Here is a 13991-nt window from a genome sequence, read left to right as displayed (position 1 = left end):
ACCGCCCGACTTCAGACTTAAGTGGAATATTGTTAGCATACTGTCGCTCTAGTCCGCGCCGTGGCTGTCTCGGCGCGCTCCTCCTCCGCCACTAGAGCATCCGGATGTCATCCCAGAACACCCCCGCCCCCACCGGGGCTTCGCTACTCTCACGCCTCGGCGACCCCATCGTGCTGCTGCTCACGGTCGGCTTTATCGTGGCCTTCGTCGGCCTGTCGCTCTTCGACATCGACCGGGTCGCCGACACCATCGGCGCCGGCTTCGCCTGGACGGCGGCCACGTTAGGCACCTACTTCCAGCTCCTGCTGCTGCTGACCTTCCTGGTCGCCATCGGCGTGGCCATCTCGCCGGCGGCGAGCGCACGGGTCGGCAACCTGGAGAGCCCGCAGATCGGCACCTTCAAGTGGCTGTCGATGATCATGTGCACTCTGCTGGCCGGGGGCGGCGTCTTCTTCGCCGCGGGCGAGCCGGTCTACCACTTCGTGGTGACCCCGCCGGCCTTCGACACCGAAGCGGGCACCGCCGAGGCCGTGGCCGGGGCCCTGGCCCAGTCGTTCATGCACTGGGGCTTTCTGGCCTGGGCGGTGCTGGGCTCGCTCTCCGCCATCGTGTTGGCCCACGCCCACTACGTGAAGGGCCAGCCGCTGCAGCCCCGCACCCTGCTCTATCCGGTATTCGGCGAGCGCGTCATGAAGGGCGCTCTGGGCAGCATCGTGGACGCCTGCTGCGTGATCGCGGTGGTCGCGGGCACCGTCGGCCCCATCGGCTTCCTCGCCACCCAGGTGAGCTTCGGCCTGCATGAGCTGTTCGGGGTCAGCCAGGGCTACGGCACCCAGCTCGGTATCCTGGCACTGCTGGCGGTGGTCTACGTCACCTCGGCCATGACCGGCATTCACAAGGGCATCCAGACGCTGTCGCGCTTCAACGTCTTCCTGGCACTGGCCATCGCCGCGGTGATCCTGGTGGCGGGCCCGACCCTGTTTCTGGTCAACGCCTTCGCCCAGGGCTTCGGGGAGTACCTGTCGTCGTTCTTCGCCATGGCGACCATGACCGCCGAGACCGCCCCGGCCTGGTGGATGCAGTGGTGGACGGTGTTCTTCTTCGCCTGGTTCATCGGCTATGCGCCGCTGATGGCGATCTTCGTGGCGCGCATCTCGCGGGGCCGCACCATCCGCGAGATGATCCTCGCCGTGGCCGTGATGGCCCCGGTGGCCACCGCCATCTGGTTCACGCTGCTCGGCGGCTCAGGCATCTACTACCAGCTGACCGGCGCCATCGACCTCGGCGAAGCCCTCAACAACTTCCAGTTCGACGTGGCGACCCTGACCGTGGCCCAGGCCCTGCCTGGCGGGGCCCTGATGGCGCTGGCCATCCTGCTGCTGACCAGCATCTTCGTGGCCACCACCGGCGACTCCATGAGCTACGCCATCGCCGTGGTCTGCGCCGGCCACGATGCCCCCCACCGCCTGGTGCGCGCCTTCTGGGGCATCGCCATGGCGCTGATGGCAGGCATCCTGCTCTACATGGGTGCGGGGCAGATCAGTGCCCTGCAGCAGTTCATCGTGATCACCGCCATTCCGGTCTCGCTGATCCTGCTGCCCACGCTCTGGACCGGCCCCCGCGCCGCCTACGCCCTGGCCCGGGAGCAGGGCATCCTGCCGCCGGCGGAGCACCTGACCGGCCAGGCCCGTTAAGCGACAGAAGCTATTCACCTTGGCAACCGGTTCAGGCACCATGAGGTTTCGAACAGCCGTCAAGAACGGATCGGCAACGGCCCACCGCTGGAGGAGCCCCATGCAACCGCTGAGCTACTACTACTACAACGTGCTCGAAGGTCTCGAGAAACCGCACGACGTGCCCACCGACCGGCTGCAGGAGGGCTACGACATCCTCTACCGGCACGGCGGGCGCATCGAAATGGACCTGATGCACAAGGCTCGGGAAGGTGACGCCAGGGGCCAGCCCTACCGCTGGTATGAAGCGCTGGACGAGGAGCAGCGGGCGAAGCTGCACAAGGCGCTGGACGACGATGACCCCGCCAAGATCCTCAAGATCATTCAGCGCAACGGCTATGCCGGCGTGCTCTACCACCACGCCTGGGAGCACTTCCGCGACGCCTCCTGAGCCGGCCAGCGTCTCCCTCTATTGCCTACGCCAGGGCCCGCGCAGTCGCGCGGGCCCTTCTCGTACCAGGGAAGAGCGCCGCGGGGCCGAACGCTGCGCTCACCTCACGGAATCGACCACGCCGGCAAAGCGCACGCCGCTGAGCAGGGCCATCTCGCGCTTCCAGGTGGCCAGGTCGTCGGCGTTGAGGCCGGCCAGGCTGTCGTGACCGCAGGCCCGCGCCATCACCTGCATCAGCGCCGTGGAAGCGCGCAGGAAGCGCTCGAGCTGGGCCGCGGACTTCTCGACGTCGAGGCGCTGGCGCAGATCGCCGCGCTGGGTGGCGATCCCCGCCGGGCAGTTGTTGGTGTGGCAGATGCGCGCCGCCACGCAGCCGATGGACTGCATGGCGCTGTTGGCGATGGCCACGCCGTCGGCGCCCAGCGCCAGGGCCTTGACGAAGTCGATGGGCAGGCGCAGGCCACCGGTGACGATCAGGGTCACCCGGCCACTGGCCCCCTCGGCGTCCAGGTAGCGGCGCGCCCGGGCCAGCGCCGGAATGGTCGGCACGCTGATATGGTCGCGAAACATGGTGGGAGCCGCCCCGGTACCGCCCCCGCGGCCGTCGAGGATCAGGTAGTCGGCCCCGGCATCCAGGGCGAACTGGATGTCGCGCTCGATATGGTTGGCGCTGAGCTTGAAACCCACGGGTATGCCGCCGGTGATCTCGCGCACGCGGTCGGCGAAGCGGCGGAAGTCCGCCACGTCGTGCAGGTCCTCGAAGGTGGCCGGCGAGACGGCGGGCTGGCCCTCCTCGAGCCCGCGCACCTCGGCGATCTTGCCGGTCACCTTGCTGCCCGGCAGATGGCCGCCGGTGCCGGTCTTGGCCCCCTGGCCGCCCTTGAAGTGGAAGGCCTGCACCTTCTCGAGCAGGCGCTCCTCATAGCCGAACCTGGCGCTGGCCAGCTCGTAGAAGTAGCGGGAGTTCTCGGCCTGCTCTTCGGGCAGCATGCCCCCCTCGCCGGAGCAGATCCCGGTGCCGGCCCGCTCGGCGCCGCGGGCGAGCGCTATCTTGGCCTCCTCGGAGAGGGCACCGAAGCTCATGTCGGAGACCAGCAGCGGCATCCCCAGGGCCAGCGGCTTTCTCGCCTCGGGGCCCACCACCAGGCGGGTGGACACCTCGGCGTCGTCGAGCAGCGGCTGGGTGGCCAGCTGCGCCACCATCAGCTGCAGGTCATCCCACTGAGGCAGGCGATGGCGCGGCACCCCCATGGCGGCCACCGGGCCGTGGCGCCCCACCCCGTCCAGCCCCTCCCGGGCCAGCTGGTGAATGAACGCGACAGTGGGCTCCTCCTCGGTGGCCTCGGCCTTGGGGGCCCGCTCCTCGCCGCCCTCGTCATCGGGTTCCGGCGCCTCCTGGCCCACCTGATCGCTGGCGAACTGCTTGTGGGTACCGTCGCAGTAGGGGGCGTCACCGGTCTGCTTGCACTGGCAGAGGTACGCCTCGCCGTCCTTCTCGGCGGTGAACATCTGCGGCGTGAAGCCGGTGCCCTTGTGGGAGCCGTCGCAGAAGGGCTGGTCGCCGGAGCGGCCGCAGCGGCAGAAGGCGTACTCCTTGCCTTTCTCCAGGGTGACCTTCTTGGGCTTGTTGTCGGCGATGACAGGCTGGCTCATGGCTGGCTCCTGAGTGCGTGGGAAGGTGGCATCGCCGTCAGTCTGGAAGAGGGAGCCAGCCCCCGCCAGTGGCGACGCGGGCGCTGGGTAAACGCAGGGGTCCGGCAGCGCCGGCCCAGCCTCGGCCCCTCGCCGGGGCTCACTCAAGCCGCAGCCGCATGCCGCGAAAGCGCCGCCGGTAGTGGCTGGGGGTGAGGCCGACGCGGCGGCGGAACAGGGCCCGGAAGAAGCTCGGATCGGCGTAGCCGACCTGCTCGGCCACCTCATCGATGGGCGCCTCGTCGCTCTCCAGCATCTGCTTGGCCTCCTCCAGGCGCAGGGTGTGGACGTAGTCCATGGGCGTCATGCCGGTGGCCTGCTTGAAGCGGCGCTTGAAGGAGCGCTCGGTCAGGCCGCTCCGCTCCACCATGCCGGCCACCGGCGAGTGGGTGTCGTAGTGCTGCGCCACCCACACCTGACAGGCGGCGATCACCGCATCCTCCGCCTGGCGAGCACTGATGAGGGCGGCGTAGGGCTGCTGCCCCTCGCCGTGCCAGTCGATCAGGTAGACCCGCGCCAGGTGCATCGCCTCGTCGACTCCCACCAGCCGCGCCACCAGGAACAGCGCCAGGTCCATCCAGGTGGTGCCGCCGCCGGCCATGATCAGCCGCTCGCCCTCCCCGCTCACCACCAGCGCGCGGTGGGCATGCACCTCCACGCCGGGATAGCGCCGCGCCAGCACGTCGCAGTAGGCCCAGTGGGTGGTGGCGGCCTGCCCCTCGAGCAGCCCCGCTTCGGCCAGCAGCAGCGCGCCGGTGCAGGCGGCGGCGAGCAGCACGTCGCGGTCGTGGGCCGCGCGCAGCCAGGCGAGCTCCGCCTCGTAGCGCCCGGCCAGGGGCTCCTCGGGGGCCACCAGCAGGTCGGGAATGCAGATCGCCACGGGCGCAGGCAGGTCCGCCAGGGCGCCGTCGGGCTGGATCCAGGCGCCGTTAGCGGTGCGAAAGCCCCGCCCGTCCCGGGAGAGGATGCAGGGGTTGAGCAGCGTGGGGCCGCTGCGGCCGTGCACCAGCAGCTCCCAGTCGCGGCCGGTGGCGCCGAACAGGTCGTACATGCCATAGAGGGTCGAGGCGGTGGTCTCGGGCACCGCGAGAAGTGCGATGGTGGCGGCGGGCTCGCCCATGGCAGGAAACCCCCGGTTGCGGCACGAAGCGCCTGCGTGTCAGCGATGCCGCGGTCCTAAGCTGGTCGCGTCACTCCCCACAACGACAAGAGGACCCGATCATGTGTGACATCGCCATACCCCATGCCCACAAGGCTAGCACCGACGACTTCGAGTCGCGTCTGGTTTCGGCGCTCAACGAGGGCGGCGTGATGCTGCTCACCTCCCTCGGCCACCGCACCGGCCTGTTCGAGGCCCTGGCCGGCGCCGGGCCGCTCTCGCCCGAGGCGCTGGCCGAGCGGGCCGGCCTTCAGGAGCGCTACGTGCGCGAATGGCTCGGCGGCATGGTGGCCGGGCGGGTCATCGAGACCGACCCGGAGCGCGGCACCTACTGGCTGCCGGCCGAGCACGCCGAACTGCTCACCGATGCCGGCCCCGCCAACCTCGCCATCTATGCCCAGTTCATCTCGATGCTGGGCAGCGTCGAGGACGACGTGGTGCGCTGCTTCCGCGAGGGCGGCGGCGTGCCCTACTCGCGCTATCCGCGCTTCCAGGAGGTAATGGCCAGCGACAGCGGCCAGACCGTGCTGCCGGCGCTGTTCGACGCCATCCTGCCCCTGGCGCCGGGCCTGCCCGCGCGGCTCGAGGCCGGCATCCGGGTGCTGGACTGCGCCTGCGGGCGCGGCCGGGCGCTGCTGGCCATGGCCGAACGCTACCCGGCCAGCCGCTTCGTCGGCTACGATCTCTCGGCGGAGGCGATCGAGTGGGGCCGCGAGCAGGCCGCAGCGGCGGGGCTCGACAACCTCAGCTTCGAGATCCGCGACCTGAGCGACTTCGACGCCACCGCCGAGCCCGGCGCCTTCGAGCTGGTCACCACCTTCGACGGCATCCACGACCAGGGCCAGCCGCGCCGGCTGCTCAAGGGCATTCACCGCAGCCTGACGCCGGACGGCGTCTACCTGGTGCAGGACATCCACGCCTCGAGCCACCACCACCTGGACCGGGAACACCCGCTGGGCGCACTGCTCTACGCCGTCTCGGTGAGCCACTGCATGACGGTATCGCTGGCCCAGGGCGGCGAGGGGCTCGGCACCATGTGGGGCCGCGAGCGGGCGCTCTCCTACCTGGAGGAGGCGGGCTTCCGCGATATCCGGGTGCAGCAGCTCGAACACGACATCCAGAACGACTACTTCGTCTGCCGGCCCTGAGCCAGGGCCCCGCCCGATGCCTCGAGGACGCCGGGCGAGCCCCCTCGCCTGGCGTTTTGCGCTCGGCTAGAATGAAGGGTTTTCCCTCTCGGATCGTCACAGAGCCAACATGCAAGCCACCCTCGAACAGCGCGCCCTCAAGGTCTCCATCATCGTCACCCTCGTCGTCTCGAGCCTGGGGGTCACCTTCGGCCTGCTGGCCGGGTCCCAGTCGATCCTCTTCGACGGCGTCTTCTCCACCATCGACGCGGCCATGTCGGGGCTCTCGCTGGTGGTGGCGCGGCTCGCCATCCGCGAGGCCAGCCAGCGCTTCCAGCACGGCTACTGGCACCTGGAGCCGCTGGTGGCGGCGCTCAACGGCGCCATCCTGATGCTGCTCTGCTTCTACGCCTTCCTTAACGCCGTTCAGGGGCTGATGGAGGGCGGCCGCGAGCTCGACTTCGACCTCGCCATCGCCTATGCGGTAGTGGTGGCCATCGCCTGCTTCAGCATGGTGATCTACCAGAAGCGCCTGAACCGCCGCGCCGACTCCGAGTTCGTGCGCATCGACATCCAGGGCTGGCTGATGGCCGCGCTGATCACCACCGCCCTGCTGGTGGCCTTTGCCATCGCCCTGCTGCTGCAGGACACCGCCTGGGCCCACCTGACCCGCTACGTCGACTCCGCGCTGCTGATGGTGCTCACCGCCTGCTTCATGCCGGTGCCGCTGGGCATCGTGCGCCGGGCGGTGCGCGAGATCTTCCTGATCGCCCCGAGCGCGGTCGACCGCGAGGTGCACGCCGCCATGGTGCCGGTGATGGCCCGGGAGGGGCTGCTCAACTACCACAGCCACGTGGCCAAGGCCGGTCGCGGCCACTTCATCGAGATCCATATCGTCACCGCGCCCGAGTTCGGCGCCGGCCAGGGGGTGGCGGTGATGGACGAGATCCGCGAGCAGATCAGCGCCGGACTCTCCATCCCGCCGGAGCGGCGCTGGTTTACCGTGGCCTTTACCGCCGACGAGCGCTGGGCCTAGGCACGGTTCACCCCTCCCGAGAGATCCACTCGCCGTCGCGCTGCTCGGCGCGCCCCTCCCCCTCCAGCTTGAGCAGGTGGGCCAGCGCCGAGCGCGCCGCCACCCCGAGCCGCGCCTCGGGCACGTCGTCATAGGCGTGGCGGGTCAGCGCCTCGAGGCTCGCCGGACCAAAGCGCACCAGGGCCCGGGCCACCTTGTGCTCCCGGGCCAGGCGGTGAGTGATCAGGAAGTCCAGGGCCGCATGGGCCTCGCCGATGAGGAAGCCGTGACCCGGAGCGATGGTATCGAACGCCTCCTGCCCCAGGGCGTGCAGGGCCGCGATATAGGCCGCCATGTCACCATCCGGCGGGTTGATCACCACCGTGGAGCCCTGCATCACCTGGTCGCCGGCAAACAGCAGCCGCGCCGGCTCGAGCAGGTAGCAGAGGTGGTTGGAAGCGTGCCCGGGAGTGTGCAGCACCTTGAGGGGCCCCGCCGGCGTGTCGAGGCGCTCGCCGTGGCGGGGCCGGTGGGCCGGGGCGAAGGTGGCGTCCTGGCTGGCGCCGGGTGGCGGCGGCAGGCCCACCAGCCGGGCGCCGGTGCGCGCCTTGAGCCAGGCCGCCCCCGGCGAGTGGTCGATATGGGTGTGGGTCACCAGCACCCGGGAGAGGCGCCCGCCGGCCAGCGCCAGCAGCCGCTCCAGGTGCTCAGGGTCCGCCGGGCCGGGGTCGATCACCACATGATCCCGGCCATCGCCCAGCAGGTAGCTGTTGGTGCCGGGGCCGGTCATCACCCCCGGGTTGGGCGCGGTCACTCGGGTCACCCCGGGGGCCAGGGCCACCGCCCGGCCGGGCACGATCTCGGCGTGGGCCGTGCCGTGGCGGTGCGGGTCCAGGCGGCGCACCTCCGCATAGGCCGGCGCATCCGGCTCCACCTGCCAGTCGGCGCCCCCCTTGCGGGCGGGCCAGGAGCGGCTCGGGCGTGGCGTCGGCGGGTTGGCGTGGGCATGGCGCAGCAGCGCCTCGGCATCGCGGAACTCGGCGAGCAGGCGCAGCGTGCGCAGGGTGGGATAGCCCAGCGCCAGCCGGCCATGGCGGTGATCGGCCAGGGCCTCGGCGGGGGTCAGCCAGGCGTGGGCGATGGTCTCGCTGCCGTCATGGCTCGCTTGCTGCCCCGGCGGCGCCAGGGCCACGAAGAAGCGCGTATCGAAGCGCCGCGGCGCCCCCGGCGGCGTCACCCAGTGGCCCACGTAGGCCAGCCGGTCCAGCGGCAGCGAGAGGCCGTGGCGCTCGCACAGCTCGCGGAAGCCGACCTCCTCGCCGCGCAGCACCTCGCGCCCTTCGGTCAGGATCGGGTGATCCCCCGGCACCGGCTGCCCCTGCCCGTCCAAAGCCAGCAGCAGGCCCGCCTCCTCCAGGCACTCGCGCAGGGCGGCGATCATGTAGTCGGCGCCGCCCTCGTCGAGGCTCAGTGTCTGGCTGACGGCGGCATCATCGCGGCCCGAGGCACAGGCCCGGACCTGCGGATCGCGGGTGTCCACGGCGCCGCCGGGAAAGACAAAGTAGCCGGGCAGGAAGGCGGCCTTCCAGGTGCGTTGCAGCAGCAGCACCTCGAGCCCCCGGTCGCTGTCGCGCACCAGGGCCAGGGTCGCGGCGGGACGTATCGCGGTCATGGGCGGCCCGGGGCCGGGTTGGCCGGCAGGAGGTCATCGAGCTGGGGCATCACGGGGGTCCTTGTGGTGAGGAGGGCATCCCCAGCAATACCATGCCAGCCGCCCCCGGCCAATCGGCCCATGGCAGGGGGCAGCGCCGCTCCCTACTCGTCCACCACCACCTCGAAGCCGCCGTAAATCAGCCGCTTGCCATCGAAGGGCATGGGGTGGGGTTATCGTTCATGGGATCTCTCCTCCGGTCGGGGGACGCGACGGGGCGGTCTCGGGTGCCGGGTCACGGGGCGGCAGCTCGCGGATCGGCCGCACCTCGACGGTGCCGAAGCGCGCCGGCGGAATGCGCCCGGCGAGGCGCAGCGCCTCGTTGAGGTCGCGGGCCTCGAGCAGATAGAAGCCCGCCAGCTGCTCCTTGGTCTCGGCGAAGGGGCCATCGGAGACCAGCGGCTCGCCGTCGCGCAGCCTCACGCTGACCGCGCTCTCCACCGGCTGCAGGGCCTGGCCGCCGAGGAAGTGCCCCTGCTCGGTCAGCCGTTCCACCCCGGCCACGCACTCCTGATTGAGGTCGTGCCACTCCTGGTCGGTCATGGCGGCGATCAGGCTCTCCTGGTAGTAGACCAGGGCGGCATACTTCATGACGCACCTCCCGTTTCCTGATCTAGGCAGTGGCCGGTCCGGCAGGCGATCATCCAGGGCATCCCGAAGCGGTCGGTGAGCATGCCGAAGCGCCGCGCCCAGAAGGTCTCGGCGAAGGGCATGGCGACCTCCCCGCCCTCGGCAAGCCGTCGGAACACCTCGGCGGCCTGGGCCTCGTCGTCATACTCCAGGTGCACCCGGGCGCCCTGGGGAGCACGGTAGTCCTCTCCCGGCATGTCCGCCCCCATCAGCCGACGACCGCGCAGGTTGAGCGAGGCGTGGATGATGCGATCGTGCCAGTCCGCCGGGACCTCAGCGGCGGTCGGGGTCTCGCCGTAGGGAATCAGCGCCTCCAGATGGCCGCCGGTGACCTCGGCGTAGTAGGTCATCGCCTCCCGGCAGGTGCCGGGGAAGGTCAGGTGCAGGTTGAGCTCGTCGGGCAGCCGCGCCTGGACGCGATGCTGCTCGAGGCCGGCGCTCGGCGCGAAGTCCTCGAGGGTGTAGTAGCGGCGCAGCTCCAGGGTGACGTTGCCGTTGCTGTCCTCCGGGGGCCACTGACTGGCCCAGCGGATCGCCTCCTCCAGGGAGTCGACCTCGAGCACGCTGTAGCCGGCCAGCAGCTCCTCGCTGGGCGCAAAGGGTCCGGCGACCACCCTGGGCTCGCCGTCGCGAAAGACCAGACGGCAGCCCTCGCGACTCGGCCTCAGGCCATCCCCGGAGACCATCACCCCGGCCCTGAGCATCCGCTGGTTGTAATCGGCCATGGCGGCGAGCACCTCCACGTCCGGCTGGGGGTCCGACTCCGTCCGGGCATCGGCCTTGCGCATCATCATATAACGCATTCCATCTTCCTCCGTTGTGGCTTGCCCCCTGGAGTCGCGCCGGCTCGACGGGAATCGACAACCGCCGGGAGATTTTTTCGTCACCTCAGGGGCAGCGCTCGAGCTCGGCCAGCCGGCGTTCGAGGTAGCGCCGCTCGGCTCCCTGGCCGCACAGCGCGAGAGCCTGCCGATAGGCGAGGCGCGCCTCGTCGGACCGGCCGGCGCGGCGCAGCAGGTCGGCCCGGGCGGCATGGAAGAGGTGATAGTCGGCCAGGGCAGCCTCATCCCCCAGCGTCGCCAGCTGGTGCAGGCCCGCCTCCGGGGTATCGCGCATGGCCACCGCCACGGCCTGGTTGAGGGCCACCACCGGCGAGGGCTGGCGGCGCTGGAGCGCCGCATAGAGCCGCACGATGCGCCCCCAGTCGGTGTCCTCGGCCCGGGGCGCCTCGGCGTGCACCGCGGCGATGGAGGCCTGCAGGGTGTAGGGGCCGGTGGGAGTGAGTTCCAGCGCCCGGGCCAGCCAGGCCCGGCCCTCCTCGATGCGCTCCCGGTCCCAGCGCCCTCGATCCTGCTCCTCCAGGGGGATCAGCTCGCCGTCGGCGCCCTGGCGGGCGGCGCGGCGGGCATCATGCAGCAGCATCAGCGCCAGCAGGCCGAAGGCCTCGCCCCGAGGCAGCAGTTCGACCAGCGCGCGGGCGGTGCGTATCGCCTCCTCGGCCAGGCTGACGTCGAGCAGCGCCTCGCCGTCGCTGCGCGAATAGCCCTCGTTGAACACCAGGTAGAGCACCCGCAGCACGCCGGTCAGGCGCTCCGGCAGGGCCGCGGCCTCAGGCACCTCGTAGGGCAGGCCCAGCTCGCGCAGGCGCCGCTTGGCTCGCACGATACGCTGGGCCAGGGTAGCGGGCCTGGCCAGCAGGGCCGCGGCCACCTGCTCGGTGGTCAGGCCGCACATCTCGCGCAGGGTGAGCGCCACCCGGTCCGCCATGGCCAGCGCCGGGTGGCAGCAGGTGAAGAGCAGGCGCAGCATGTCGTCCTCGATCGTCACGGCATCGAGCCCGGTCCGCGGGGGCTCCTCCTCCAGAGGGGGCTGCTCCCGGGCATGGCGGCGAATCACCTGGCGCCGCCGGATCTGGTCGACGCCGCGGCGCTGGCCGACGCGAATCAGCCAGGCGACGGGATGCTCGGGCACGCCCTCCCCCGGCCACTGCTGCACCGCACTGGCGAAGGCCTCCTGCATCGCCTCCTCGGCGAGGTCGAAATCACCGGTCAGCCGGATCAGGGTAGCCAGCACCCTGGCAGAGTGCTGCCGGTAGAGCCGCCCGATCTGCTGCTCCATGCGCATGGGGAATCACCGCTGCCTGGACATCCCTTCAGCATAGACGGCAAGCCGCATCACCCTGGCCGTTGACCAGCAGGGGGCGAGGCGACGCCCATGCCGGGCCCCGCCTCGCCTGTCGTCGAGTCGAGAAGCGCCGCAATGGGCGCCATGGATCAGTGGGCGCCATGGAGAGGGCTGCCGTGCCCCCCATGATCAGGCACGAGGCCCGGCAGCCAGGCCGGATCCACCATCATCAGCAGCCCGAGCAGGATCAGCAGGCCTCCGACGGGGCGCGCCAGGCGCGCCCCGTGACGCCCCACCTTCTCGTAGAGCATCAGGGCGGCCAGCGGTGCCATCCAGGTCAGGTTGGCGATCCCGACCACGAACATCACCAGCATCAGCGCCCAGCAGCAGCCGAGACAGAAGGCCCCGTGGCGCAGCCCCAGGGCGAAGCCGCCGGCCACGCCGCGCCGGTAGTGGTTGAGCAGGAAGGCGCGAGGGGCTCGGCACTTGTCCAGGCAGGCCTCCTTGAGGGCGGAGAACTGGAAGGCCCCGGCGAGCACCAGCACGCCACCGGCCAACCATTCGGGCCGCTGGTGCAGCCAGTGCCAGCGGGCACCGAGCCCCTCCAGCAGGGCCATGCCGACCAGCGCCGCCACGCCGAAGGCGGTCCAGACCACCAGGTAGCCGGAGAGGAAGCTGACCCGCGCCAGGCGGGGGTGAGGCTGCCCCGCCGCCACCTGGCGATAGAGCCCGACCATGGGCAGGGTCGTGGGCAGCATCATCGCCGCGATATGCACCTGCCAGGCCACCAGGAAGAGCGCCAGGCTGGCCCAGAGGGCCAGTCCGTCGACCACCAGCCGGTGATGGTGCACCCACTGCACCTCGCCGGTCACTTCGGCGGTGATGGCCAGCAGCCAGGCCAGCAGAATGGCCCCCATCAGCAGTGGCGCGCCCGCCCAGGCAGGGCGCGCTTGTGTAACGGCACTCATGGCCGATGCTCCATCATCCAGGGGGTCTGGATGGCGTTGTGGCCGTCGAAGGACCACGCCATGCCGTGCTGGGGCAGGGTCACCCGGTAGCGTACCGACTTGCCGAGATAGGCCGGCGCCCCCTTCACCGTGGTGAAGGCGCTGCCGTAAAGCGTCGCGGTGCTGCCATCCGGCGAGGACTGGATGGGCGCGAACTCCGCCTCCACCATCCCCTCGGCCTCCAGGCGCCCGCTGGCCTCAGAGGCCTCATGGGTAATCGGCACCCGCTCGACGGCGACCACCTCCCCGACCAGGCTCGCCAGGTCGGCCAGCGGCCCGCCCAGCTTGCCGCCGAAGGCGTCCAGCAGGGCCTCGGCCTGCGCATCGTCGGCGCGGCTGTCGACCAGCAGCACCGAGCGCCAGCCGCCGGCCAGGGCATTACCCGGGATATGGGCCACATTGATCAGGCTCAGCCCCGAGACGTCGACCCCACGGGCCTCGCCCTTCTCCAGATGAAAGGTAATCACGCCGAAGCATTCGCCCCGGTCCGGGTCCTCGCCGATAAAGCAGGGGCAGGACACCGCGCAGGAGCAGAGCTCCAGCATGGTGCCTTCCAGACGGTAGCTCGCATCGGCCGTTGCGGTGTCTGTTGCTGCGGTATTTGTCGTTGTGATGTTCATGGCGCACCTCCACCAGCGTCAGGGTTGGATTTCCCCGGGTGGTGAGATGTCGTGAGCGGTCACGGCACCGGCCACGCCGGGGCAGTCGCGCTCCACAGGCCGCCTGGTGCGGCCGGGTCCCTGGCAACCTCCTGGCGCTTCGTCATGACGCCCGGGTCGCCGCCGAGAAGGTGAAATCCAGCATCCGATCGAGGGGGGCCGGATCTCGCAGCAGGCGGCTGCGCAGGGCAGCGCCTTCCCAGCAGTTGAGCAGCAGATTGGCCAGTTCTCGCGGGTCGGCATCCTGGGGGAGTTCACCCTGCTGGCGCGCCTCCTCCAGACAGCTGGCGATACGGCCGCTGATCTCGCCGAAACAGGCTTCGATCCTGGCCGCAAAGGTGGCATTCACGCCGGAGAGCTCCTGTCCCAGGCCGCCCAGCATGCAGCCCATATAGCCATCCCGACGGTACTTGTCCCGCGACAGCTCGAAGAAGCGCCGGGCTCGCGCAAGCGGGGCGAGCCGGGTGTCGCCCAGGGAAAGGTCCAGGCCCTGGTGCACCTCCTCCATGTAGCGATCGACGACCTGCAGGGCGAAGTCCTCCTTGCTGCGAAAGTGATGATAGAAGGAGCCCTTGGGAATGCCGGTCTCCTTCAGCAGCACCTGGATCCCCAGGTCGTTGTAGCCGTGCTCCAGCAGCAGACGAAGCCCCGCCTCGAGCAGCCGTTCGCGGGTTGTCGCCATCTCACCTCCACTAGACTGACCGGTCTACTCACAATCTAGACCCGCCAGCCGAGCTGTCAAG

At 70.5% G+C, this 13991-nt stretch carries 13 protein-coding genes; 4 read left to right on the top strand and 9 right to left on the bottom strand.

Annotation, left to right across the window (positions count from 1 at the left end):
• Positions 1–104 precede the first annotated feature (104 nt).
• Both ACRYRV_RS14920 and ACRYRV_RS14915 read left to right on the top strand, forming a co-directional pair.
• Positions 105–1694, top strand: coding sequence for a BCCT family transporter (locus ACRYRV_RS14920; RefSeq protein WP_444984612.1), 1590 nt, complete (start codon positions 105–107; stop codon positions 1692–1694).
• 100 nt (positions 1695–1794) lie between these two features.
• Positions 1795–2124 carry a hypothetical protein gene (locus ACRYRV_RS14915; RefSeq protein WP_253443331.1) on the top strand — a complete coding sequence of 110 codons (330 nt, stop codon included), beginning with the start codon at positions 1795–1797 and terminating at the stop codon, positions 2122–2124.
• 99 nt (positions 2125–2223) lie between these two features.
• Here the strand turns inward: ACRYRV_RS14915 and ACRYRV_RS14910 are convergent, their stop codons facing one another.
• Positions 2224–3777 (bottom strand): glutamate synthase-related protein, encoded by a 1554-nt coding sequence (locus ACRYRV_RS14910; protein ID WP_444984613.1) that lies wholly within the window; start codon positions 3775–3777, stop codon positions 2224–2226.
• Positions 3778–3916: 139 nt separating this feature from the next.
• Positions 3917–4936 carry a GlxA family transcriptional regulator gene (locus ACRYRV_RS14905; RefSeq protein ID WP_309636492.1) on the bottom strand — a complete coding sequence of 340 codons (1020 nt, stop codon included), beginning with the start codon at positions 4934–4936 and terminating at the stop codon, positions 3917–3919.
• 101 nt (positions 4937–5037) lie between these two features.
• On the opposite strand from ACRYRV_RS14905, the gene ACRYRV_RS14900 reads away from it, so the two are divergent.
• On the top strand, positions 5038–6123 hold the full coding sequence (locus tag ACRYRV_RS14900) for a class I SAM-dependent methyltransferase (protein WP_444984614.1): 1086 nt from the start codon (positions 5038–5040) through the stop codon (positions 6121–6123).
• Between the two features lie 109 nt (positions 6124–6232).
• The gene (locus ACRYRV_RS14895) at positions 6233–7138 is read left to right on the top strand and encodes a cation diffusion facilitator family transporter (protein ID WP_444984615.1); all 906 of its coding nucleotides are present in this window, start codon (positions 6233–6235) and stop codon (positions 7136–7138) included.
• Between the two features lie 7 nt (positions 7139–7145).
• Here the strand turns inward: ACRYRV_RS14895 and ACRYRV_RS14890 are convergent, their stop codons facing one another.
• The 7 genes from ACRYRV_RS14890 to ACRYRV_RS14860 all read right to left on the bottom strand — a co-directional run bounded on the left by ACRYRV_RS14890 (position 7146) and on the right by ACRYRV_RS14860 (position 13930).
• Positions 7146–8789 carry an MBL fold metallo-hydrolase gene (locus ACRYRV_RS14890; protein ID WP_444984617.1) on the bottom strand — a complete coding sequence of 548 codons (1644 nt, stop codon included), beginning with the start codon at positions 8787–8789 and terminating at the stop codon, positions 7146–7148.
• A 219-nt stretch (positions 8790–9008) separates the two neighbouring features.
• Complete coding sequence (locus ACRYRV_RS14885; RefSeq protein WP_253443339.1) at positions 9009–9419, bottom strand: YciI family protein; 411 nt, start codon at positions 9417–9419, stop codon at positions 9009–9011.
• Positions 9416–10261, bottom strand: a complete 846-nt coding sequence (locus ACRYRV_RS14880; RefSeq protein WP_444984618.1) for a YciI family protein — start codon at positions 10259–10261, stop codon at positions 9416–9418. The genes ACRYRV_RS14885 and ACRYRV_RS14880 overlap by 4 nt, the downstream gene beginning before the upstream one ends.
• A gap of 85 nt (positions 10262–10346) precedes the next feature.
• Positions 10347–11582 (bottom strand): RNA polymerase sigma factor, encoded by a 1236-nt coding sequence (locus ACRYRV_RS14875; RefSeq protein WP_444984619.1) that lies wholly within the window; start codon positions 11580–11582, stop codon positions 10347–10349.
• A gap of 149 nt (positions 11583–11731) precedes the next feature.
• Positions 11732–12550 carry a DUF2182 domain-containing protein gene (locus ACRYRV_RS14870; RefSeq protein ID WP_253443343.1) on the bottom strand — a complete coding sequence of 273 codons (819 nt, stop codon included), beginning with the start codon at positions 12548–12550 and terminating at the stop codon, positions 11732–11734.
• Positions 12547–13209, bottom strand: coding sequence for a DUF1326 domain-containing protein (locus ACRYRV_RS14865; protein WP_444984620.1), 663 nt, complete (start codon positions 13207–13209; stop codon positions 12547–12549). The genes ACRYRV_RS14870 and ACRYRV_RS14865 overlap by 4 nt, the downstream gene beginning before the upstream one ends.
• A 142-nt stretch (positions 13210–13351) precedes the next feature.
• Positions 13352–13930, bottom strand: coding sequence for a TetR/AcrR family transcriptional regulator (locus tag ACRYRV_RS14860; RefSeq protein WP_309636486.1), 579 nt, complete (start codon positions 13928–13930; stop codon positions 13352–13354).
• Positions 13931–13991 lie beyond the last annotated feature (61 nt).

Source organism: Halomonas mongoliensis (assembly GCF_052496345.1).
The sequence above is the reverse complement of the archived record's forward strand: the minus strand, read 5'-3'. Positions and strand labels throughout refer to the sequence as shown.

Coding starts and splice junctions, on each gene's coding strand:
- ACRYRV_RS14860 (WP_309636486.1), bottom strand. CDS start 13,930: ATGGCGACAACCCGCGAACGGCTGCTCGAGGCGGGGCTTCGTCTGCTG.
- ACRYRV_RS14865 (WP_444984620.1), bottom strand. CDS start 13,209: ATGAACATCACAACGACAAATACCGCAGCAACAGACACCGCAACGGCC.
- ACRYRV_RS14880 (WP_444984618.1), bottom strand. CDS start 10,261: ATGCGTTATATGATGATGCGCAAGGCCGATGCCCGGACGGAGTCGGAC.
- ACRYRV_RS14900 (WP_444984614.1), top strand. CDS start 5,038: ATGTGTGACATCGCCATACCCCATGCCCACAAGGCTAGCACCGACGAC.
- ACRYRV_RS14920 (WP_444984612.1), top strand. CDS start 105: ATGTCATCCCAGAACACCCCCGCCCCCACCGGGGCTTCGCTACTCTCA.
- ACRYRV_RS14915 (WP_253443331.1), top strand. CDS start 1,795: ATGCAACCGCTGAGCTACTACTACTACAACGTGCTCGAAGGTCTCGAG.
- ACRYRV_RS14890 (WP_444984617.1), bottom strand. CDS start 8,789: ATGACCGCGATACGTCCCGCCGCGACCCTGGCCCTGGTGCGCGACAGC.
- ACRYRV_RS14885 (WP_253443339.1), bottom strand. CDS start 9,419: ATGAAGTATGCCGCCCTGGTCTACTACCAGGAGAGCCTGATCGCCGCC.
- ACRYRV_RS14875 (WP_444984619.1), bottom strand. CDS start 11,582: ATGCGCATGGAGCAGCAGATCGGGCGGCTCTACCGGCAGCACTCTGCC.
- ACRYRV_RS14910 (WP_444984613.1), bottom strand. CDS start 3,777: ATGAGCCAGCCTGTCATCGCCGACAACAAGCCCAAGAAGGTCACCCTG.
- ACRYRV_RS14895 (WP_444984615.1), top strand. CDS start 6,233: ATGCAAGCCACCCTCGAACAGCGCGCCCTCAAGGTCTCCATCATCGTC.
- ACRYRV_RS14905 (WP_309636492.1), bottom strand. CDS start 4,936: ATGGGCGAGCCCGCCGCCACCATCGCACTTCTCGCGGTGCCCGAGACC.
- ACRYRV_RS14870 (WP_253443343.1), bottom strand. CDS start 12,550: ATGAGTGCCGTTACACAAGCGCGCCCTGCCTGGGCGGGCGCGCCACTG.